This window comes from Siccirubricoccus phaeus (assembly GCF_008360935.1).
In the GTDB taxonomy this organism is placed as follows: domain Bacteria; phylum Pseudomonadota; class Alphaproteobacteria; order Acetobacterales; family Acetobacteraceae; genus Siccirubricoccus; species Siccirubricoccus phaeus.
Genome location: NZ_SRXO01000009.1, coordinates 16,630 through 38,339 on the forward strand (window position 1 = coordinate 16,630; position 21,710 = coordinate 38,339).

Consider the following 21,710-nt stretch of genomic DNA (forward strand, 5'->3'; position numbering starts at 1 on the left):
CCGCCGGGCGGTCCGCCCTCCGGCGATCACGCGCTGGCCTTCACCCGGCCTCGCGCCGGAGCCTCACCCCTGGAGACACCGCATGCAGCTCAACCATTGCGCCAACCGCCTGGCGCCGGCGCATTTCGAGACGGTGGTGGAGCTGCTGCGCAGCCAGCTCGGCTTCGTGCTGCTGCGGCGGACGGAGCGCGCGGTGTGGCTGCGCCAGCCCGGCGCCAATGTGGACCTGCAATTCAGCCGCAGCCCCACCGCGAATCGGGATGCGGACAAGCTCCGCTCCCAGGTCGCCTTCCTCAGCGAGACGCCGAAGGAAGCGCTGGAGGCGCTGGCCGCCTGGTGCAAGGCGCATGGGCTGGAAGCCGAGGTCGGCGCCTATTCCGACCGGGAATTCTACCTCGACGCGCCCGCCGCCTTCGTCGATTTCGTCATCGAGGCGATGCGGCCGGAACTCGCCGATTACGGGGTGGAGATGTAGCGCCCCTCACCGCCCCGGCGGCGTCTCCACCAGCTCGACCAGCTCGCCGAGCTGGTCGAGCGCCTCCGGCGGCAGCGCCGCCAGGTCGAAGTCGCGGCTGTCCAGGAACCGGCCCTCCTTGGTGTAGAGCGCCAGGGAGAGGCGCACCCCGTCCCGCCCGGCAATATGGCCGACGATCGGCACGCCGCCCGCCTCCTGCTCCGCCATCAGGACGAAATCGCCGAGCTCGACGAGGGTCTCGGGGATGTCCGCCAGCGTAGCCTCGCCGAAATAATCCTCCAGCTCCGCCTCCAATTGCGAGGCGCCGACCAGATGCAGCGGAACGCAGTCCCGGAAGCGGTCGGCGATCTCCTCGGCCCAGGAGTCGAAGGCATCCTCCGCGGCATCTTCCACCGCCGCATGCGCCGCCGTCTGCGGGTCCAGGGCCGCGAGATCCGCCGGCGCCGTCGGGTCCGGCGCCGGGCTGCGGTCGATCTCCGCCCATTCCGGGATGTCCCAGGAGAGATTCAGGCCGAGCAGCAGGCCGATGCCCTCCTCCGCCAGCTCTGCCTCGGTGGCCGGGGGCAGGGCGCTCGGCTCACGGCCCGCCAGCATGTCCTCCAGCGCCCGGCGCATTGCCACCGGCGCCAGATCGAGCAGCGGGCCCGGCGTGCGCCATGCCGGCAGCAGCCGCAATTCGGCAAACTCCCCGGCCGCGCCGGAGGCCAGGAAGCTTTCGGCGATGAAGGCCGCCTCCGGCGCCGGCCGGTCCTCCGGCAGCACCATGGGCAGGGCGACGAGGACCGCGCGCCCGGTCGGCGGCACCGCCTTCGCCTCCGCCGTCAGGTAGAGCAGGTCTTCCAGATGCTCGACGGAATCATCCTCATAGCGGTCCGCGGCGCGGCGCACCGCCTGGTCCAGCACGCCCTGGCGGCCGGCCTGCAGCAGCTCCTCGGCCAGCGCCTCGAAGGCCGGCGGGTCCGGGGCGAAGGCGGCCTGCACCAGCCGCTCCGCCGGGCTGCCCAGGCTGCGGCGCGGCTTCGGCCGCTCCACCCGGCGCGGATCGAGGCCGAGCGTGGCGAGGGCCGCGTCGCCCATCAGCCGTGGCGCGCGGCGGCGCCAGGCCAGCGGGTTGCGCGGCGATTCCGCCGGGCTTTCCAGCCAGGCGCGGAATTCGGCAGCATCCGCCACCTGCACCAGCACCTTGGTGCCGAAGGCGAGGGCGGCCCGCGCCACCGCGCGGTTGATCTCGGCCATCACCGGGAGCGGCGGTGCCTCCGGCCGCAGCGCATCAAGCGTCCCCTGGTCCGGGAAATGGGTCAGCAGGATGGCGGGCAGCACGGGCACCCAGGCGCTGGCATGGGCGGCGGCCTCTTCCGGCGTGCGGGAGGGGGGCTTGCCGGCCTCGGTCACTGGCATGGGCATGGGCTCCTCAGCCATAGGCCAGGGCCGCCTCGGCGCCCCGGCTCATTTCGCGCGGAATTGGCTGGCCGGTGGCGGCCAGCGCCAGCGCCTCCGCCACCCGGATGCCATCCACCCCGGCGGAGAGGATGCCCCCCGCATAGCCCGCGCCCTCCCCCGCCGGATAGAGGCCGCGTGTGTTGAGGCTCTGGAAGTCGAAGCCGCGGCGGATGCGGATGGGGCTGCTGGTGCGGGTCTCGACGCCGGTCATCACCGCATCCTCGCGGGCGAAGCCGGGGATCTGCCGGGCGAATTCCGGCAGCGCCTCCCGCATCGCCGCCACGGCGAAATCCGGCAGGCAGCGCGCCAGGTCGGTGGGGGTGACGCCGGGCTTGTAGCTGGGCTCGATCTCGCCGAGGCCGGTGCTGGCGCGGCCGGCGAGGAAATCGCCGACGAGCTGCACCGGCGCGCAATAGCCGCCGCCCCCGGCCTCGAAGGCCAGGCTTTCCCAGCGGCGCTGGAATTCGACGCCGGCGAGCACGTCGCCCGGATAGTCCGCGGGCGAGATGCCGACGACCATGCCGGCATTGGCGTTGAATTCGGCGCGGCTGTACTGGCTCATGCCGTTGGTCACCACGCGCCCGGCCTCGCTGGTGGCGGCGACCACGCGGCCGCCCGGGCACATGCAGAAGCTGTAGACGCTGCGGCCGTTGCGGCCGTGATGCACCAGCTTGTAGTCCGCCGCGCCCAGCGCCTTGTTGCCGGCATTGGGGCCGAAGCGGGCGCGGTCGATCAGGGATTGCGGATGCTCGATGCGGATGCCGAGGGAGAAGGGCTTGGCTTCCAGGTACACGCCGCGGTCGCGCAGCATGGCGAAGCTGTCCCGCGCGCTGTGGCCGATGGCGAGCACCACCTGGTCGGCCGCCAGGGTCTCGCCGCCCGCCAGCACCACGCCGCGGAGATGGCGCGTGCCGTCCCCATCGGTCTCGATCAGCAGGTCCTCGACGCGCGTGCCGAAGCGGTATTCGCCGCCGAGGGATTCGATCTCGGCGCGGATGCTCTCCACCATGGTGACCAGGCGGAAGGTGCCGATATGCGGCTTGGAGAGGTAGAGAATCTCTTCGGGTGCGCCGGCCTTGACGAATTCCGTCAGCACCTTGCGGCCGTAGAAGCGCGGATCCTTGATGCCGGAATAGAGCTTGCCGTCGGAGAAGGTGCCGGCGCCACCCTCGCCGAATTGCACGTTGCTCTCCTCGGTCAGCACGCCGCGGCGCCACAGCGCCCAGGTGTCCTTGGTCCGCTGCCGCACCGCCTGGCCGCGTTCCAGGATGATCGGGCGGAAGCCCATCTGCGCCAGCACCAGCGCCGCCAGCAGCCCGCAGGGGCCGGCGCCGATGACGATGGGGCGCGGGCGCCCCTCCGGCGCACGGGCGACGAAGCGGTATTGCGTCTCCGGCGCGGGGCCGAGGCGCGGATCATCCGCATGGCGCGCCAGCAGCGCGGCCTCCTCCGCCACATCCAGGTCCAGCGTATAGACCAGCATGATGGCGCGCGGGTTGCGCGCATCATAGCCGCGGCGGAACACCTGCAGGCTGCGCAGCGCCGCATCCGCCACGCCGAGCCGCGCCAGCACGGCGGCGCGCAGCGCCTCGGGCGGGTGGTCCAGGGGCAGGCGCAGCTCGGTCAGGCGGATCATGGGCTTCCGGCGGGTGGCAGGGCGAATTCGGCGCGGGCGGGCTTGCCTGGCGCCAGGAACACGCGTCCAGATGGCGGCAGGCCAAAGGGGCAGGCGAGGGCGGCGGCCTCCGTGCCCGGCACGGGCGGCGGCATCCCAGGTGCAGCGATAGGCCGAAGCGGCAGGCGAGGGAACAGGCACATGCAGCAACGCAGTCTCGGACGGACGGGTCTGACGGTTTCCGCCCTCGGCTATGGCGCGGGGGCGGTGGGCGGGCTGATGGTGCGCGGCAGCCAGGCGGAGCAGCAGGCCTCGCTGGACCGTGCCCTCGCTGCCGGCATCACCTATGTGGACACCGCCGCCCTCTATGGCGATGGGGAAAGCGAGCGGAGCCTCGGCCGGCTGCTGAAGGGCAGGGCGGAGCAGCCGGTGCTGGGCACCAAGGTAAGGCTGCCGGCGGCGCTGCGGGGCGATATTCCCGGCGCCATCGCCGCCTCGCTGGAGGCGAGCCTCACGCGGCTGGGGCGCGACCATGTCGATCTGTTCCAATTGCACGACCCCATCGTGCCCCGTGGCGGCTCCCCCGGCGGCTACACCCTGGCGCAGGTGCTGGGGGAAGCGGTGCCGGCCATGCAGCGGCTGCGGGACCAGGGGAAATGCCGCTTCCTCGGCATCACTGCCCTGGGCGACACCCAGGTGCTGGGGGAGCTGCTGGAGAAGGGCGTGATCGACACGGCGCAGATCCCCTTCAACGCGCTGAACCCAAGCTGGCTGGCGCCGAAGCCGGCCCGGCTGCCAGGGCAGGATTTCGCCGGGCTTGGCCGTAAGGCGGCGGCGCAGGGGGTGGGGCTGATCGCCATTCGCATCCTGGCCGGTGGCGCGCTCTCCGGCGAGGCGGCGCGGCACCCGGTGGCGATGCCGCAGGTGGCGCCCATCGCCTCCGGCCCCGACTACGCGGCTGACGTGGCGGAGGCGCGGCGGCTGCTGCCGCTGGTCGCCGAGGGGCATGCGGCGAGCCTCGCCGAGCTGGCCATCCGCTACGCCCTGTCCTGGCCGGAGATCGGCACGGCGCTGATCGGCACCGCTTCCGTCGAGCAATTGGAGGTGGCGATCGCGGCGGCGGAGAAGGGACCGCTGCCGGCGGAAACCCTGGCCCGGATCGGTGCGCTGCTGGCGTGATTCCCCCGCCTATGCAGGGCTATGCCCTGGTGCTGGCATCCGCCCTGGCCTGGGGCGGCAATTGGCCGATCATGAAGCTGCTGATGCTGGACTGGCCGGCCTTCGCCTTCCGCGTCCTCTGCGCTGCCTGTTCGGTGGTGGTGCTGGGGTGCGTGGCATTGGCGCAGGGCCAGGCGCTGCTGCCGCGGCCGGGGCAATGGGGGCGGCTGAGCATCTCCGCCCTGCTGAACGTGACGAGCTGGGGGGCCCTGGCGCCCATCGCCATCTTCTGGCTGGATGCCTCGGAGGCGGCGATCATCGCCTACACCATGCCGGTCTGGGCGACGATGCTGGCCTGGCCCTTCCTGGGGGAGCGGCCCGGCTGGCAGCGCTTCGCCGGGCTCGGGATGGGGCTGGCGGGGGTGACGCTGCTGATGGCGGGGCAATTGGCGGTGGGGCCGCCGGAGGCGCTGCTGGACAAGCTGCCCGGGGTGGCCGCCATCCTCGGCACGGCGCTGCTGTTCGCCGGCGGCGTGGTGTTCACCAAGCGCTATCCGGTGGCGATGGCACCGGTGCCGCTGGTGGCCTGGCAGCTCATCATCGGCATGGCGCCGGTGTTGGCGATCAGCCTGGGGTTCGAGCGGCTGTCGCTGAGCGGCGTGACGGCGCGGGGGTGGCTGTGCCTGGCCTATGGGTCGCTGGCCGGGCAGGTGCTGGCCTATCTGGCCTGGTTCCGCGCCATTCGGCTGCTGCCGGCGGGGAATGCGGCGCTCGGGGCGCTGCTGGTGCCGGTGGTCGGGGTGCTGGGCAGCGGGCTGATACTGGGGGAGCCGCTGGGCGTGCGGCATGCGGTGGCGCTGGTGCTGACGCTTGGGGGCGTGGCGCTGGCCTCGCGGGGGTGAGTCATTGGCGGCGCCGGCCGGCGATGGCGTCGGGGGGCCGGCCCCCTTTTGGCCATTCCGGCCCGGCGCGTCCTGCGCGCTCGATGTCGCGCGGAAGGCGCGGCCGGGCGCAGCTCTCGCGGACGCCACGGTGCCGCAAGCGAGGCAGGGCCGTAGCCGCGCGTCGTGCGAATGCACGCCTCCGGCGCCAAGCGCGGTGCGCCTTCGGCCCGGCCTTGACTCGCTTGCCGCACCGTGGCCCGGGGCAAGGGCCGCCTTCGACGCTGTCGAAAGCGCCATGTCGCGCCTTCGCAGGCGAGGCAAGGCAGCCGCATATCCGCCCCTTGGGCGCCCAGCTTCGACCGCGCTGCCTGCTGCCCTGCCACGGCTTTACGGGCTGTGCGCGGCCTGGAGAGGACAGCCCATCCGAGGCCCCCGCGGAGCCGCGCAGCGGCTTCGTGGGGAATGAATCAGTCCGGCTTGATCCCTGCGCTCTGGATCACCCCACGCCAGCGCGTCAGCTCCCCCTGGATCATCGCCGTGTAGGCCGCCGGCCCCATCCTCCCCGGCACCACGCCGATATTGGCGAAGCGCTCCTGCAGCTTCGGGTCCTGCAGCGCCTCGCCGATCACCACCTCCCACCGCGCGACGATCGGCGCCGGCACGCCGGCGGCGGTGGAGAAGCCGAACCAATTCGTGCTCTGCACCGTCGGCAGCCCGGCCTCGGTGAAGCTCGGCACCTCCGGCAGCGCCGCGTCCCGCGCCGCCTCGCTGGTGCCCAGCGCCTTCAGCCGCCCGGCGCGCAGATGCGGCAGGGCGATGGGCAGGCTTTCCATCACCGCGGGAATCTGCCCGCCCATCGCATCCGTCAGCGCGGCGGCGGAGCCGCGATAGGGCACATGCGTCAGCTCCACCCCCGCGGCCCGCGCCAGCACCTGGCCGATCAGGTGGTTCATCGTGCCATTGCCGCCCGTGCCATAGGCGAGGCCGCCCGGCCGCCCCTTCGCCAGCGCCAGGAATTCCTGAAGGGTCGCCGCCGGCACGCCGGGGTTCACCACCAGCACGCTGGCGAAGGTGCCGACCAGCGCGACATGGGTGAAATCCGCCATCGGGTCATAGGGCATGTTCGGGTAGAGCACCGGCCCGATGCCATGCGAGGCGGCGTTGGACATGATGACCGTATGCGCATCGCCGCGCGCCTTCGCCACCAGATCGGCGCCCACCAGCCCGCCGGCGCCCGGCCGGTTCTCGATGACGATGGGCTGGCCGAGCCTGGTGCCGATGCTCTCGCCGAGGGCGCGGGAGAGCGTGTCCGCCGCGCCGCCCGGCGGGAAATTCACGATCCAGCGGATGGGGCGTTCCGGCCAATTGCCCTGGGCCTGGGCAAAGCGGCCCAGCAGAAGGGCAGGGGAGGCGAGGAGCAGGCTACGGCGTGACGGCAACATCTGAAGGTCCCGGACTGAGGTCGCGGGCCCGGAGCGGCTTCACCTTGCCTGCGCTCGGCGAACCCGGTCCAGCCCATGGTTTGGTGGTATTTCTCGAATCGTCCGGCGATTTCGCCGGACTTGAAAATGCTCTAGCCAATGCCGTGCCACCGGGCGGCCTTGCGCGCCGGGGAAGACTCTCTTCCACCCTGCCGCGCTATCGGGCGCGGCACCCGGCCCGTACAGCCTTCCGCAGGTCCGGCACCGGACGACCCGGAGGATGCACCGGAGAACGCCCGGAATCGCCCGCGCATCGCGCCGGCGAGCCCTGCCTGGAGGAGAGACGAGGATGACCGCCCCGAGCATCACCCTGCATGGCACCCCCTATTCCGGCCATGCGCATCGCGTCGCCCTGCTGCTGCGGATGCTCGGGCTGCCGTATCGCTTCGTCGAGGCGCCGGGCCCCGTGCGGCACTCGCCGGCGTTCCGCGCGCTGAACCCGCTCGGCCAGATCCCGGTGCTGGAGATCGAGGGCCTGGTCCTGGCGGATTCCAACGCCATCCTGGTCTATCTGGCCAAGTGCTTCGATGCCGGCGGCCTCTGGCTGCCGGAGACGCCGGAGGGCGCCGCCGCGGTGCAGCGCTGCCTCTCCCTCGCGGCGGGGGAGCTGGCCTTCGGCCCCGCCACCGCCCGCGCCGTGGCGCAATGGCAGATGCCGGGCGTGCCGGCGGAGGCAAGGCGGGTGGCGGACAAGCTCCTCGCCTTCCTGGAGCAGCATCTGGCGGGGCGGGAATTCCTCGCCGCCGCGCACCCGACCATCGCCGACCTCGCCTGCTATTCCTACCTGGCGCATGCGCCGGAGGGCGGCATTTCCCTGGACTCCTACCCTGCGCTGCGCGCCTGGCTGGCCCGGGTGGAAGCGCTGCCGGGCTTCTTCCCCATGCCGCGCCTGCCGGTACCCGCGGCGTGACTCACCCCATGCGGAAGAGGAAGCGTTCCTCCGCGATCTTGCCGTCCTGCACGGTGTAGAGGCCGATCTCCTCCATCTGCATGCGCTGGCCGCTGGCCTTCGCCGTGACGTCGATGAGGAAGCGCACCGCGAATTGGTCGCCATTCACGTAAGGCCCATGCGCTTCGGTCGCATGGATGGTGTGGTTGGCGTACCACCATTCGCCCTTGGCCTTCACCGCGGCGCGGCCGCGCAGCACGGCCATCTCGCCCTCCATGGGCTCGATGCTCACGATGTCCTCGGACCAGAAGCGGTCGCCGGCGGCATCGAACTCGCCCTGCTGGCAGAGCTTCACGAATTCCGCGGCGATTTCGGCGGTGGCGGGCATGGCGAGGTCTCCTCCGGCGCAGCGAGCGCCGGAGAGAACGTATAAAGAACTCGTGCCGGCCTCAAGCCGTGTTTTCGTGACGTTCCCGCGTCAGGCCGGCGCATCGCAGAGATAGCGCTTCAGGTGATAGGGCTGCGCCGCGATGGCCGGGCAGAAGCTGGCGATGATCGGCTCCAGCTTCCAATAGAGGTCGCGCCATTCGGCATTCAGCGCCTCCAGCCGCGCCCGCGCCGCTTCCGCTTCCCGCGCTAATTTCGCCAGGTCGATCATGGTGTGCTTGCCGTCCTTGAAGACGAAATTGCCGCCCGTCATCACATGGCGCACGCCGTTGCCGTCCTCGGTATGGACGATCTGGTTGGTGGACCAGTGATGCGGGATCCAGTTGATGGTCCCGAGGTCGAGGAAGACGATATCCGCCTTGTAGCCCGGCGCCAGCAGGCCGAGATCCTTGAAGCCCAGCGCCTTGGCCGAGCCCAGGGTCGCCGCCCGATAGACCTCGTCGCTGGTCGCCCAGAAGCGCGGATCGGGCGTCTGTACCTTGGAGAGCATGGAGGCGTAGCGCATCGCCTCATACATGTTCTGGTTGTCGGCGCAGGTGGCGCCATCCGTGCCGATGCCCACATTGCAGCCGGCATCCAGCGCCTGGCGCAGCCGGAACATGCCATTGCCGAGGCGCATGTTGGAGCCCGGGTTGTGCGCCATGGAGGCGCCGTGATCCGCCATGCGCCGGAAGTCGTCGTCATCCAGCCAGACGGCATGGGCGGCGGTGAAATTCGGCCCCAGCAGGCCGAGCCCATCCATATGGGCGATCAGCGTCTTGCCGTATTTCTTGCGGCCGACCACCGCCTGCACCTTGCTCTCCCCCACATGGGAATGCAGGCCGATGCCGTGCTCCTTCGCCAGCCGGGCGCAGCCGCACATGAATGCATCGGCGCAATGCAGCGGGATGGTGGGGGCGATGGCGGGCAGGATGTCCTCCCCGGCCCAGGCCCAATTCTTCAGGATGCCCTCGATGGCCGCGAGCGTCTGCTGCCAGGGCAGCAGCTTCAGCTTGTCCACCTGGGTCTGCAACGCGTCCGGCAGCGCGTCGTAGAGGCCGGGGATGGCCTCGTAGAAGCTGCGGTCGGCAACCATCGGCGCGATGACGGCGCGCATCCCCGCCTCGGCATAGGCCTCCGCCGCGGCGGCGAAGCCATCCTGGGTCGGCAGGGGGAATTCGTAGTAAAGGTCATAGGCCGCGGTGCAGCCCTTCGAGATCATCTCCGCCGCGCAGATCAGGGTGGAGAGCTTCTTGTCCTCGGTGGTGCGGCTGCCGCCGATCCAGGGCGCGGAGGCCAGCAGCAATTCCAGCGTCACCTTGTCGAGCTGCCCCTTGCCGAGGCCGGTATGGCCATGGGTATGGGCGTTGATGAGGCCGGGATGCAGCAGCATCCCCGTCGCATCCACTTCCGTCGTGCCCTCCGGCGCCTCCAGGCTGGGGCCGACGGCGCGGATGATGCCATCCTCGATGAGGATGTCGGCCGGCGTGCCGCGGCGGGCGGCGGTTTCGGCGATCAGGCCACCGCGGATGCGGGTGAAGCCCTTGGCGGCTTTTGCCATGTTGTCGTCTCCCTGAGGGTGGTCGCTTGCGGCGGAAGCACCGGAAGCATGACTCACGCGATGAAACCAAAGACCAGAGCGTGAGGCGTGGGCACCGGGCGAACGCCTCCCGCCTTCAGATACCGGGGTTGGGCGTGTCCACGCCGCTGGACCAGGGGAAGAGCAGGCGTTCCGCGATCGCCACCGCCTGGAACAGCAGGATGCCCATCAGCGCCAGGATCACCACCGCGCCGAAGGCGAGCGGCGTGCGGAAGAAGGCCATGGAGGTCTGGATAAGATAGCCGAGCCCCGCATCCGCCCCGACGAATTCCGCCACCACCGCGCCCACCACGGCCAGCGCCGCCGCCACCTTCAGCCCGGCGAAGACGAAGGGGATGGCGAAGGGTAGGCGGATGCGGGTGAGTTCTTGGATACGCCCGGCGCGGCAGGCGCGGCCCAGCTCGATCAGCTCCGGCGGCGTCGCCAGCAGGCCGGAGACGGTGCCGACCACCAGCGGAAAGAAGGCGACGAGGAAGGTGACGATGATCCGCGGCAGCTCATTGGCGCCGAGGGCGACGATGAGGATGGGGGCCAGCGCCACCTTCGGGATGGATTGCGTCACCACCAGCAGCGGGGTGAGCGCCGCCGAGATGGCGGGGGAGGCGGCGATCAGCATCGCCAGCGGCAGGGAGATGACGACCGAGGCGGCGAAGCCCCACAGCACGGTGCCGAGCGTGGCCAGCGTATGGCCCAGCACGGTGGGCCAGGCGGCCAGGGTCTCGGCGAGGATCAGGCTGGGCATGGGCAGCAGGAAGGGGCGGATGCCGAAGCCACGGCAGGCGCCCTCCCAGGCCAGGAACAGCGCGATGACGGCCGCGAAGCCCCCCCCCCCCCGCGCCCCCCCCCCCCCCCCGCCGCCCCCCCCCCCCCCCCGGGGGGGGGGGGGGGGGGGGGGGGGCCGCGGCAGGCCCGGGCCGTGTGCCGACCCACCCCCACACCCGTCCCCTCCACCCCCACCCTGGCCCTCCCCCGCCAGCGGGGGAGGGAATGGTCCGGTTCATGCCGCACGCACCCGCTCCCCATAGATCAGCCCGCGGATGCGTTGCGCCGCCGCCTGGAATTCCGCGCTGCCTTCCTGGTCGAAGCTGCGTGGCCGCGGCAGCTTCACCGGGATGATCTCCGCCACCCGCCCGGGCCGCGGCGACATCACCACCACCCGGTCCGCCAGCAGCACCGCCTCCGGGATGGAATGGGTCACGAACAGCACCGCCATTTCCCGCCCCTGCCAGATGCGGAGCAATTCCAGGCTCATCTCCTCCCGCGTCAGCGCGTCCAGCGCGCCGAAGGGCTCGTCCATCAGCAGCACCCGCGGCTCCTGCAGCAGGGCGCGGCAGATCGCGACGCGCTGCTGCATGCCGCCGGAAAGCTCGCGTGGCCGCCGATGCTCGAAGCCCGCCAGCCCGGCGGTGGCCAGCAGCGCCCGGGCGCGGGCTTCCGTCTCGCGCCCTGCGCGCCGCATCAGCCGCAGCGGGAAGGTGACGTTGCGCAGCACATCCGCCCAGGGCAGCAGCGTCGCCGCCTGGAACACCATGGCGGTGTCCGCGCGCGGTTCCGTCACCGGGCGGCCGTCCAGCACCACATGCCCGGCCGTCGCCGGCAGCAGCCCCGCCACCAGCCGCAGCAGCGTCGACTTCCCGCAGCCCGAGGCGCCGACGATGGCGACGAATTCCCCCGGCGCGACCGTCAGCGTGACGTCGCGCAGCGCCTCCATCTCGCCGAAGCGCTTGCTGACGCGGTCCAGCCGGATCATGGCAGCAGGCTGGTATCGATGGCCTGGGTCGGATCCCATTTCGGGTCGAGCTGCAGGCTTTCCGCCACCACCCGCCAGGTCGTCGCCAGGCGTTCCGCGCCGAAGCGGCCGAGGCCGGTCTCCCGCGCATGGTCGGTGAAGACGAAGCTCACCACGGCGCGGAGCGAGCCCTCGCAATCATCCTGCGCCACTTCCGGGTTGCGGGCGACATGCAGCCTGCAGGCCTCCGCCTGGTTGTCCCGCGCCCATTCCAGGCTCTTCTGCAAGCCGCGCAGGAAGCGGCGCGTCAGGTCCGGGTTGCGCTGGATCATCTCGTCCGTCGCCACGATGGCGGCGGCGTAGATCGCGAAGCCGGTCTCGACGAAGGGCAGGACGACGATCTCCTCCCCCGCCGCCCGCGCCGCCTTGTTCGTGTAGTAGTGGTGGATGGAGTAGAAGGGCGCGGCATCGACGCGCCGGGTGATGAGCATCGCCGCCATGGCGGAGGCATCGGTGTTCACCCAGGTGATGCGGTCCGGGTTGGTGCCGGCGCGGCGGGCGACTTCCGGGAAGTAGAGGCGGTGGCTGTTGCCCGGCGTCACCGCGATGCGCTTGCCCTCCAGCCCCTGGAAGCTGGTGATGCCGGAGGAGCGCAGCACGAAGAGCGAATGCGGCGAATGGGTGTAGATGGCGGAGATGGCCCGCACCGGCACGTTCTGCCGCGCCCGCGCCGCCAGCACCGCGCCGAGATCAGCGACGCCGAATTGCGCGGCGCCGGCGACGATCTTGTTCACGGTGTCGCCGGAGCCGTAGCCGCGGGTGAGGGAGAGCTCGATCCCCTGGTCCCGCCAGAAGCCGCGGGCGGCGCCGGCGAAATAGGCGGCGTGCTCGCCGGTGGGGATCCAGTCGAGCTGGAGCAGGGCCCGGTCAGGCGCTGTCCCCTGGGCTCTGGCGGGGGCGGCGAGGGCAAGCGCGAGCGCGCAGATACCGGCCGCGATGGTCCTGAATCCCATCGACGTCTCCACATCCGTTGCCCGGTGCCGGCGGCCTTCCCGGCGCGGATGGAACGCGAAACGGCGGCGCGGCGCAAGGGTGGGGACGCCTGCCTTCGATTTTCAGGACGCCGCACTACCACAGCCCTAGGACGTTCCGTCCGGACGCGCCATCTGCGCGCTCGACCTCGCGCCGGAGGCGCGCCTCCGGCGCCTCCTTGACTTGAAATCGACACCATGGCTTTCGCGAATGGTCGCCTTCGACGGTGTCGAAGGCGCATGAGAGCGCCTTCGCTCAACAGCAGACGGAAGGCGCAACCGGACCGTCCGGTGCCTGCCGCGGCTTTGCCGCGGCAGGCTGTGCGAGGCCCGGCAGACATGGCGACTCCGGGGCCCCATGGCGTTGCGCAGCAACGTCATGGGGAAATCTCAAACCCCCGCCGGCGCCCCGACCTTGCCGCCGGCGGCCTGCCCCACCTCGCCCCGCCGCAGCCGCCCCTCGCCGCTGTACAGCACGATGGGCGCGGCGATGAAGACGGAGGAGGAGGCGCTGACGACAATGCCGAACAGCATCACCCAGGCAAACCCCGCCAGCGTGTCGCCACCGAAGATCGCCAGCGGCAGCGCCGAGAGCAGCAAGGTCATCGACGTGCCCAGCGAGCGGTTGAGCGTCTCGTTGATCGACTGATCGACGAGCTGCCGCAGCGGCATCTGCTTGTACTTCCGCAGATTCTCCCGCATCCGGTCGAACACCACCACCTTGTCGTTGGCCGAGAAGCCGACGACCGTCAGGATGGCGGCGACCGTCGTCAGGTTGAACTCCACCCCGAACAGCACCATGAAGCCGACCGTCTTGGTGGTGTCCAGCACCAGGGTGATGATCGCCGCAATGGCGAACTGCCACTCGAAGCGGAACCAGATATAGACCAGCATCGCCAGCAGGCTGATGCCCAGCGCGATCATGCCGCCCATGAAGAGCTCGTCGGAAACGCGGTTGCCCACCGCCTCCACCCGCAGCAGCCTCGTGCCGGGCGCCACCTGCTCCAGGGTTCCGCGCACCGCATTCACCGCCCGCTGGGTGCCGGCCTCATCGCCCTGCACCGGCAGCTTCACCAGCACCGTATCGGCGCTGCCGAATTCCTGCACGCCGACATCGCCGAGGTTCAGGCCGGACACGGCGCTGCGGATCTGCGCCAGGTCGGCAGCCTCCGGCGTCCGCACCTCCATCACGATGCCGCCCTTGAAGTCGATGCCCTTCTCCAGCCCCGGGTAGAAGGCGCCGATCAGGGAGGCGGTGGAGAGCAGCGCGGACACCATCAACCCCATCCGCGCGCCCCTCATGAAGGGGATCTTCGTCACATCCGGCACCAGCCGGAACATCGGCCGCCCCAGCCAGCCCAGCAGGCCGCGGCCGCGGCCCATCACCGGCAGCTCGTTCGGCCGCTTCGCCCGGTACCACCAGGAGACCATGAGGCGCACCAGCGTCGTCGCCGTCCACATCTGCACCACGGTGCCGATCGCGACCGTGACGGCGAAGCCCTTCACCGGCCCACTGCCGAAGGCATAGAGGCAGCCCATGGCGATCAGGTTGGTCAGGTTGGAATCCATGATGGTGCCGGAGGCCTTGGTGAAGCCCGCCTCCAGCGCGGAGAGCGCCGGGCGGCCGTTCTTCACCTCCTCCCGGATGCGCTCATTGATCAGGATATTCGCATCGAGGGCGGTGCCGAGCGTCAGCACGATGCCGGCGATGCCCGGCAGGGTCAGCGTCGCCTCCATCAGGGACAGCGCCGCGATCATCATGACGATGTTGAAGAGCAGCGCGATATCGGCCAGCCAGCCGAACAGCCCATAGGCGAGGCCCATATAGAGGAAGACGAAAAGCGCCCCGGCGGCGAGTGCCAGCACGCCGGCGCGGATGGCGTCTGCCCCCAGCTCCGGCCCCACCGTCCGTTCCTCCACCACCGTCAGCGGCGCCGGCAAGGCGCCGGCGCGCAGCAGCACGGCCAGCTCGTTCGCCGTGCGGGCGGTGAAGCTGCCGCTGATCTGGCCGCGGCCGCCGGTGATCGGCTCCCTAATATTCGGCGCGGTGATCACCTTGTCGTCCAGCACGATGGCGAAGGGCCGGCCGACATTCTGCCGCGTCACCTCGGCGAAGCGACGGGTGCCCACGGAATCGAAGGTGAAATTCACCACCCATTCGCCGTTGCGGCTGTCCTGCCCGGCCCGCGCATCGGTCAGGTTGGCGCCGTCCACCTCCACCCGCCGGCGCACCGCGAAGCGGTCCTGCTGGCCGGGCACCGGGCGCTCCGCGGCCAGGAACATCACCCCGGGCGGCGGGGTGGGGCTCAGCGGGTTCGCGCTTTCGTCCAGCAGGTGGAAGGTCATGCGGGCGGTCTTGCCCAGCAGCTCCTTGATCCGCCCCGGATCTTCCACGCCCGGAAGCTGCACCAGGATGCGGCTCTGCCCCTGGCGAGCGATCAGCGCCTCGGAAACGCCGGTCTCGTCGATCCGCCGCCGGACGATCTCGATGGATTGCTCGACGGCGCCGGTCGCCTTGGCGCGCAGCCCGGCCTCCGTCAGGGTGGCGGTGACGGTGCCGTCCTCGGCCGTCGCCACCTCGATGTCAGGCACGCTGGTGCCGGTGCTGGCGGTGATCTGGTTCGCCTGTTCCCGCATCAGCCCGGCCGCGGCGGCGGCCTGCCCCGCCTCCCGCACCCGGAAGCTGACGCGGCGATTCGCCGGGTCCGCGGCCAGGTTGACATAGCCGATATTCTGCTGCCGGAGCCGCGTGCGCGCGGCATCCGCCAGGCTTTCCAGCCTCTCCCGCACCACCGCGTTCAGATCGACCTCGAGCAGCAGGTAGGAGCCGCCGCGGAGGTCGAGGCCGAGGGAGAATTGCCGCGCCCAGCCGGGCAGCTCGGCGCGCGGGAAGAAATTCGGCACGCAGAGCAGGGTGCTGACCAGCAGCACCGCCAGGATGGCGAGGGTCTTCCAGCGCGAGAAGAACATCATGGCAGGCGGGCTTCACCTTTGCAGGGCCAAGGGGACCCAGGGGGGGCCGGGTTAGCCGTGGGGGGGCGGGGATGCAAGCTTCGCCCCGCCGGCGGGCCGGGTCAGCCCTCGGCGGGTTCCGCCCCCGTCGCCGGCGCGGCCCAGGCGCCGCCCCCGGTCAGCCAGTGGTAGAAGCCGGCATATTGCGCCGGCACTGCCGGCCGCGCCGCTGCGGCCTCGGGGCGTTCGGTGGCTTCGATCTCGCGCAGGCGGGCGGCGATGGCGGCGAAATCCTCGGCAATCGGCAGGGTCACGATGCAATCCATGGTGCAGGGCAGTGGGGCATATCTTCCCCCGGGATCATTCCCCGTTCATTGCCACCGGGTGACGCAGTGTACCAGCCGGGTGACGCGCCGGCCCCGCTGGTCTAGAGGCCCCGTTGCTCTGCCCTCTTCTTCGCCCGCGGGTTCCGCCCGCGCCCGGAAGGGACCGGCAGGCGGCTGACATCAAGGCCGACGGCGCGACCGCGCCAGCGGCGGCTGCGCAGGAATCTCGCATGTCCCTCAGGATCGGCGTCATCGGCACCGGGCATTTCGGCCGCTTCCATGCCCAGAAATTGGCGGCCCGCGGCTGCCTGGCAGGGCTGCACGACATGGACGCCGCCCGCGCCGCCCAGGTGGCGGAGGAGGTGGGGACCACAGCCATGGACCCCATCGCCCTGATCGACGCGGCCGACGCCGTGGTGGTGGCGGTGCCCACGGCGTATCACTACCAGCACGCCATCGCCGCCATCGCCGCCGGCCGCCACGTCTTCATCGAGAAGCCGATCGCCGCCAGCCTGGAGGAGGCGCAGGACCTGGTCGATGCCGCCGCCGCCCGCGGGGTGGTGCTGCAGGTGGGGCTTATCGAGCGCTATTCCGCCGCCATCCGCACGCTGCGCGAAAGCCGGGCGGGGGAAGGGGCGCTGGCCTTCGAGGCGACCCGCGTCGCCCCCTTCCGCCCGCGCAGCCTGGATATCTCCGTGGTGCTGGACCTGATGATCCATGATTTGGACCTGCTGCTGACCCTGGCCGCCTCGAAGCTCGCGGAGGTGCGGGCGGTGGGGCGGCGGGTGATGTCGCCGCATCCGGATTTCGCCGTGGCGCAGCTTCGCTTCGAGAGTGGCGCGGCGGCGACGGTGACGGCCAGCCGGATCAGCGTGGGGCTGGAACGGCGGCTGCGCGTGCTGGGGCCGGCGGGGGAGACGCGGGTGGATTTCCTTGCCCGCAGCCTGGAGCGGCTGCGCCCTGGCGGGGCGGAGCCGGTCGCGACCATGCCCGGCTGGGGCATCGACCGCGCCACCTGGGTGGAGCATGACAGCCTGGAGGCGGAGCAGACCGCCTTCCTGGCCAGCATCGAGACCGGGGCGCCGGTGGAGGCGAACGGCGCCGTGGCGATCGCCGCGCTGGACGCCGCGCTGCGGGTGGAGGCGGCGATCCGGGCAAGCGGCGGCTGAGCGGCCGGGCGCGCCTGCCCCCCAGGCGGGCGGCGCCGACCGCGACTCTCTCTCCCGCCTGCGGGGGAGGGCCCGGGGTGTCTTTCCACCGGGAAGTGCCGGGCGGTGGGGTACCCGTCCCTGGCAGCCACTCCGGCATCCGTGCCCAGGACACCGGGGCCGGCAGCAGACGCCACGCCACCCACCCCCACCCTGACCCTCCCCGCCAGCGGGGGAGGGGACATGCATCCCTTGCCTCCCTCGCGGCTTGGCCATAAGGTTGTATCATACAACCAAACCTCCACCCCATGCCCGCCAGCCCGCCCGACCCCCGCATCCCGCCCATCCGCGACGCCTCCCGCCGCCTGGTGCGGGAGCTGGGCTTCCTGCGCCCCACCCTGGCGGGCACCGACCTGCCCGCCTCCGCCGTGCATGCGCTGGTGGAGATCGGCCGCGCCGGCCCCCTCCGCGCCGCCGAACTGGCCGAGCGGCTGGTGCTGGAGAAATCCAGCGTCAGCCGGATGCTGGCCAAGCTGGTCGCCGCCGGCGAGCTGGCCGAGACCCCCAGCCCCGAGGATGGCCGGGCCAAGCTGCTCTCCCTGACGCCGCGGGGCGAGGCGAGCCTCGCCCGCATCGATGCCTTTGCCGAGGCCCAGGTGGCAGCCGCGCTGCGCCGCATGCCGCCAGCCGCCGCCGCCGGCCTGGCCGAGGGCCTGGCCGCCTATGCCGCGGCGCTTGCCGCCTGCCGCCGGGAAGGGGAATCACGCGATGGAGGAGGCTGAACTGACCGCCCTGGCCGGGCCGCGCCCCGCCTTGCCCGCCGCCGGCAGGCTGCGGGGGAAGATTTGCCTCGTCACCGGCGCCACCAGCGGCATCGGCCGCGCCGCCGCGCTGCGCATGGCGGCGGAGGGCGCCGCCGCGGTGGTGGTCTCCGGCCGCCGCCACGCGCTGGGGCAGGCGGTGGCCGCCGAGATCGCCGCCCTGGGCGCCGAGCCGCTTTTCCTCGCCGGCGATGTGACGCGAGAGGCGGATGCGGCGGCGCTGGTCGCCGCGACGCTGGCCCGCTTCGGCCGGCTGGACCGTGCCTTCCACAATGCCGGCTTCCAGGAACGCCGCGCGCCCCTCGCCGCGCAAGGCGATGCGGTCTACGCCCAGGTCTTCGACAGCAATGTCCGCGCCCTCTGCCATGCGCTGCGCCACCAGGTGCCGGCCCTGCTGGCGGCGGGCGGCGGGGCGATGGTGGTGAACGCCAGCGTCAGCGGGCTGCGCAACCCCAATCCGGGGCTGGGGCTCTACTCCGCCTCCAAGGCCGCGGCCATTGCGCTGACGCGGACGGCGGCGCTGGAGAATGCGCCGCTGGGGCTGCGGATCAACGCCGTGGCGCCGGGGCGGGTGGTGACGGAGATGATGCTGGGCTCCGGCATTGCCGATATGCGCCAGGTGGCGGCCGGCCTGCCGCTGCGCCGCATGGGCCACCCGGAGGAGGTGGCGGCGGCCGTCTGTTGGCTGCTGTCCGAGGAGGCCAGCTTCGTGGTCGGACATGTGCTATGCACGGATGGGGGCTTCCTGGCGGGGTGAGGTCGGGGGGACGGCCTGCTCCCTGCCGCTCTGCGGGAGGGTCGGGGTGGGGGTGCCGGTCCCGCTACGCGCAGCGCCCGGCCGCCACCCCCACCCTAACCCTCCCCCGCCCGCGGGGAGGGGACAGCGCCGCGATCACCGCGGCCGCCGCCGCCTCGCTCGGCAGTCCTTCCGCCGGGCGCAGCTTCGCCAGCACCTCGGCAAATCCGGCGCGCTGGGCCGCCGCCGCGGCCGGGTTCCGCAGCAGGGGCAGCACCGCCGCGGCCAGCGCCTCCGGCGTGCAGGCCTCCTGCAGCTTCTCCGGCACCACTTCCCGCTCCGCCAGCAGATTGACGAGAGAGGCGAAGCGCACCTTGACCAGCCTTCGCACGATCGCGGCGGTGACGGGGTTGACCCGGTAGCCGATCACATGCGGCACGCCCGCCACCGCCATCTCCAGGCTGGAGGTGCCGGATTTGATGAGGCCCGCCGCCGCAGCCGCATAAGCGTCCTGCTTCTCCGCCGGCGTCCGCACCAGGATGGGCGGCACGGGCCAATGGGCGCTGCCTTGCCGCACCGCTTCCTCGACCGGCCCGGCCAGCGCCACCACGGGGCGCAGCCCGGGCTCCGCCGCCAGCAGGCGCTGTACCGCTGCGCCGAAGAGAGGCAGCAGCCGCGCCACCTCGCCGCGCCGGCTGCCGGGCATCACCAGCAGCACCTTCTCCGCCGGCCCTATCCCATGCGCGGCGCGGAAGCGGGCGGCATCGCCCCGGTCGGCGCCGCTCTCCAGCACCGGGTGGCCGACGAAGCGCACCCTGATGCCGGCGGCCTCGAAGAAGGGCGGCTCGAAGGGCAACAGGGCCAGCAGCAGATCCACCCGCCGGGCGATCTTCTTCACCCGCCCCGGCCGCCAGGCCCAGAGCTGCGGCGCCACGTAATGCACCACCCGGACGCCGCGCGGCCGCACCCGGGCGGCGATGCGCAGGGTGAAGCTGGGGGCGTCGATCGTCACCAGCACGGCGGGCTGCCGGGCGAGGATATCCGCCTCCACCTCATCCAGCCGGCGCAGCAGGCGGCGGAGGCTGGGCAGCACCTCCATCAGCCCCATCAGGGACAGCTCGCGCATGGGGAAGAGGCTCTGCAGCCCCTCGGCCGCCATGCGTTCGCCGCCGACGCCGGCGAACTCCACGCCGGGCAGGCGGCGCTGCAACGCCGCCATCAGGCGGCCGCCGAGGAGGTCGCCGGAGGCTTCGCCGGCGAGGAGGTAAATTACCACCGCAGTGTTGAGGAAGGGCGCTGCCCTGCCTCAAACTCCAACCCGCCAAGGGCCGAAGGGCCCTTGGAACCCTTGAGTCGGCGGTTCCAACCGCGACGCGCAAACTCCCGGTTTCCAAAGGCCCTTCGGCCTTTGGCGGGGGAGAGTTCGAGAGGGGGCAGAGCCCCCTCTCGCCTCACCGGAACACCCCCAACGCCGGCACCGCCACCGGCGCCTGCGGCCAATCCCGATGGTTCAGCACCGCCCCGTCCCGTCGCACCGCGTCGATCCGCGCCGGATCCAGCGTCGCGTACACCCAGCCCGGCATGTCCAGCGCCCCGCGCGCCACCACCCCATCTTCCGGAAACCCCCGGTCGATCGGCCCGAACACACTCGCAAAACCCCGGTTCGCATCCAGCGCCGCCGACCAGGGCGCCTCCCCCACCGTCGGCGCCACCGCGACGAAGCACTGATTCTCCAGCGCCCGCGCCTGCGCCGCGAAGCGCACCCGGTTGAAGCCATGCATGGTGTCCGTGCAGCTCGGCACCAGCACCAGCCAGGCGCCGGCCTCCACCTGCGCCCGCACATGCTTGGGGAATTCCGCATCGTAGCAGATGGAGATGCCGATCCTTCCCCAGGGCGTCTCGAACACCGCCGGCCCCGCGCCGGCGGCAACCCCCCAGCGCTCCCGCTCGAATCGCGTCATCGCCATCTTGTCCTGGAAGGCGAGCCGCCCGTCCGGCGCGATCAGCGGCGCCCGGTTCACCACGCGCCCGCCCTCCGCCATGGGCAGGCTGCCCGGCACCAGCCACACGCCGTGCCTTCGCGCCACGCCGCGCATCGCCTCCAGCAGCGCCGGCGCCGCCGCCACCATGGCGCGCAGCTCCGCCGCCTCATCCGCCACCTGGCCGGAGAGCGCCGTCCCCAGCTCCACGCAGGCATATTCCGGCATCACCAGCAGATCGGCCCGCGGCGCCGCCTCCGCCACCAGCGCCGCCAGCTTCGCGGCATAGGCGGCGACGTCCGGCGTGCGCTCCACCGGCCAGGCGAGGCTCGCCAGCCGCAGCGCGCTCACAACGGATCCTTCAGCCAGAAGCCGAGGCTGTGCGGCGTTTCTCGGTCATCCCCCGGCTCCCGCCAGCGGAAGACGCAGGAGAGGTCGGGCCGCGGCGTGTAGCCGCGCTTCCGCCAGAACGCATCCAGTGGCACGTAATCCTTCGGCTTGCGCGGGTCATTGGCGTTGCGCACCACGGCGCAGAAGCAGGTGGCCGCCAGGCCGAGCGCCCTGGCATGCGCCTCCCGCGCCGCGAAGAACCCCACCCCGGCACCGCGGCCGCGATACTCCCGCAGCAGCACGCTTTCGCCGAAATAGCAGAAGCGCGCCGGGTCCAACCCGCGCTTCAGGAAGGCGCTGCGCACCTCGGCATGCGTCTCCGCCATGGGCTGGCAGGTGGCCATGCCGACGGGCGTCTCGCCGTCGAAGGCGATCACCGCCGCGGCGCCATCGCCCTGGGCATAGGCGGTCAGGTATTCCTCCTCCGAGGCTGCATCGCCGGCGTAGAGATAGGGCCATTCGGCGAAGACGGCGATGCGCAGCCCGGCCAGCGCCGGGAAGAGCGGCCGCAGCGCGGCGCCGGTCAGGGTTTCGAGGCGAAGCGGCGGGGCTGGCATGGCGCCAGGGATAGGCGGGCGCCCCGCCCCGCGCAACGGCCGAAGCGGCAAGGCATGCGGCCCTGGCGCATGG

Annotated in this window: 20 protein-coding genes; 7 read left to right on the plus strand and 13 right to left on the minus strand. The window is 71.9% G+C overall.

The features are described from left to right. Positions 1–82: 82 nt before the first annotated feature. Complete coding sequence (locus E5N76_RS14025) at positions 83–475, plus strand: VOC family protein (protein WP_149537938.1); 393 nt, start codon at positions 83–85, stop codon at positions 473–475. Positions 476–481: 6 nt separating this feature from the next. Here E5N76_RS14025 and E5N76_RS14030 read toward each other — a convergent pair whose 3' ends face one another. Both E5N76_RS14030 and E5N76_RS14035 read right to left on the minus strand, forming a co-directional pair. Continuing rightward, positions 482–1,873 carry a hypothetical protein gene (locus E5N76_RS14030; protein WP_149537939.1) on the minus strand — a complete coding sequence of 464 codons (1,392 nt, stop codon included), beginning with the start codon at positions 1,871–1,873 and terminating at the stop codon, positions 482–484. A 13-nt stretch (positions 1,874–1,886) separates the two neighbouring features. Then, on the minus strand, positions 1,887–3,551 hold the full coding sequence (locus E5N76_RS14035) for an NAD(P)/FAD-dependent oxidoreductase (protein ID WP_149537940.1): 1,665 nt from the start codon (positions 3,549–3,551) through the stop codon (positions 1,887–1,889). A 180-nt stretch (positions 3,552–3,731) separates the two neighbouring features. On the opposite strand from E5N76_RS14035, the gene E5N76_RS14040 reads away from it, so the two are divergent. Both E5N76_RS14040 and E5N76_RS14045 read left to right on the plus strand, forming a co-directional pair. Continuing rightward, positions 3,732–4,709, plus strand: a complete 978-nt coding sequence (locus tag E5N76_RS14040) for an aldo/keto reductase (RefSeq protein WP_149537941.1) — start codon at positions 3,732–3,734, stop codon at positions 4,707–4,709. An 11-nt stretch (positions 4,710–4,720) separates the two neighbouring features. After that, positions 4,721–5,590 carry a DMT family transporter gene (locus E5N76_RS14045; protein ID WP_207791978.1) on the plus strand — a complete coding sequence of 290 codons (870 nt, stop codon included), beginning with the start codon at positions 4,721–4,723 and terminating at the stop codon, positions 5,588–5,590. 449 nt (positions 5,591–6,039) lie between these two features. On the opposite strand, the gene E5N76_RS14050 is transcribed toward E5N76_RS14045, so the two are convergent. Next, the gene (locus tag E5N76_RS14050) at positions 6,040–7,011 is read right to left on the minus strand and encodes a Bug family tripartite tricarboxylate transporter substrate binding protein (protein ID WP_235907707.1); all 972 of its coding nucleotides are present in this window, start codon (positions 7,009–7,011) and stop codon (positions 6,040–6,042) included. Between the two features lie 331 nt (positions 7,012–7,342). Here E5N76_RS14050 and E5N76_RS14055 point away from each other — a divergent pair, with 331 nt between their 5' ends. After that, a complete protein-coding gene (locus tag E5N76_RS14055) occupies positions 7,343–7,963 on the plus strand; it encodes a glutathione S-transferase family protein (protein WP_149537944.1) in 621 nt (206 codons plus the stop codon). A 1-nt stretch (position 7,964) separates the two neighbouring features. On the opposite strand, the gene E5N76_RS14060 is transcribed toward E5N76_RS14055, so the two are convergent. The 7 genes from E5N76_RS14060 to E5N76_RS14090 form a co-directional block, all read right to left on the minus strand. Further along, positions 7,965–8,330 (minus strand): nuclear transport factor 2 family protein, encoded by a 366-nt coding sequence (locus E5N76_RS14060; protein ID WP_149537945.1) that lies wholly within the window; start codon positions 8,328–8,330, stop codon positions 7,965–7,967. A gap of 90 nt (positions 8,331–8,420) precedes the next feature. Beyond that, entirely contained in the window at positions 8,421–9,929 is a 1,509-nt protein-coding gene (locus E5N76_RS14065; RefSeq protein ID WP_149537946.1) for an amidohydrolase family protein, read from the minus strand. 115 nt (positions 9,930–10,044) lie between these two features. Then, positions 10,045–10,710, minus strand: a complete 666-nt coding sequence (locus tag E5N76_RS14070; protein ID WP_235907708.1) for an ABC transporter permease — start codon at positions 10,708–10,710, stop codon at positions 10,045–10,047. 255 nt (positions 10,711–10,965) lie between these two features. Further along, entirely contained in the window at positions 10,966–11,718 is a 753-nt protein-coding gene (locus tag E5N76_RS14075; protein WP_149537948.1) for an ABC transporter ATP-binding protein, read from the minus strand. After that, a complete protein-coding gene (locus tag E5N76_RS14080; protein ID WP_149537949.1) occupies positions 11,715–12,710 on the minus strand; it encodes an ABC transporter substrate-binding protein in 996 nt (331 codons plus the stop codon). The genes E5N76_RS14075 and E5N76_RS14080 overlap by 4 nt, the downstream gene beginning before the upstream one ends. A gap of 408 nt (positions 12,711–13,118) precedes the next feature. Continuing rightward, positions 13,119–15,701, minus strand: a complete 2,583-nt coding sequence (secD, locus tag E5N76_RS14085) for a protein translocase subunit SecD (protein ID WP_149537950.1) — start codon at positions 15,699–15,701, stop codon at positions 13,119–13,121. Between the two features lie 101 nt (positions 15,702–15,802). Then, the gene (locus E5N76_RS14090) at positions 15,803–15,994 is read right to left on the minus strand and encodes a hypothetical protein (RefSeq protein ID WP_149537951.1); all 192 of its coding nucleotides are present in this window, start codon (positions 15,992–15,994) and stop codon (positions 15,803–15,805) included. Positions 15,995–16,236: 242 nt separating this feature from the next. Here E5N76_RS14090 and E5N76_RS14095 point away from each other — a divergent pair, with 242 nt between their 5' ends. From E5N76_RS14095 to E5N76_RS14105, 3 genes are all read left to right on the plus strand, one after another. Further along, positions 16,237–17,175: a Gfo/Idh/MocA family protein gene (locus E5N76_RS14095; RefSeq protein WP_149537952.1), complete on the plus strand. Its 939-nt coding sequence runs from the start codon at positions 16,237–16,239 to the stop codon at positions 17,173–17,175. Between the two features lie 287 nt (positions 17,176–17,462). Further along, complete coding sequence (locus E5N76_RS14100; RefSeq protein ID WP_149537953.1) at positions 17,463–17,936, plus strand: MarR family winged helix-turn-helix transcriptional regulator; 474 nt, start codon at positions 17,463–17,465, stop codon at positions 17,934–17,936. Continuing rightward, entirely contained in the window at positions 17,923–18,732 is an 810-nt protein-coding gene (locus tag E5N76_RS14105) for an SDR family NAD(P)-dependent oxidoreductase (protein ID WP_149537954.1), read from the plus strand. Before E5N76_RS14100 ends, E5N76_RS14105 begins: the two co-directional genes overlap by 14 nt. 64 nt (positions 18,733–18,796) lie before the next feature. On the opposite strand, the gene lpxB is transcribed toward E5N76_RS14105, so the two are convergent. From lpxB to E5N76_RS14120, 3 genes are all read right to left on the minus strand, one after another. After that, on the minus strand, positions 18,797–19,930 hold the full coding sequence (lpxB, locus tag E5N76_RS14110; RefSeq protein WP_235907715.1) for a lipid-A-disaccharide synthase: 1,134 nt from the start codon (positions 19,928–19,930) through the stop codon (positions 18,797–18,799). Between the two features lie 232 nt (positions 19,931–20,162). Further along, positions 20,163–21,041 carry a carbon-nitrogen hydrolase family protein gene (locus tag E5N76_RS14115; RefSeq protein WP_149537956.1) on the minus strand — a complete coding sequence of 293 codons (879 nt, stop codon included), beginning with the start codon at positions 21,039–21,041 and terminating at the stop codon, positions 20,163–20,165. After that, positions 21,038–21,637: a GNAT family N-acetyltransferase gene (locus tag E5N76_RS14120; protein ID WP_149537957.1), complete on the minus strand. Its 600-nt coding sequence runs from the start codon at positions 21,635–21,637 to the stop codon at positions 21,038–21,040. The genes E5N76_RS14115 and E5N76_RS14120 overlap by 4 nt, the downstream gene beginning before the upstream one ends. Positions 21,638–21,710: the final 73 nt, after the last annotated feature.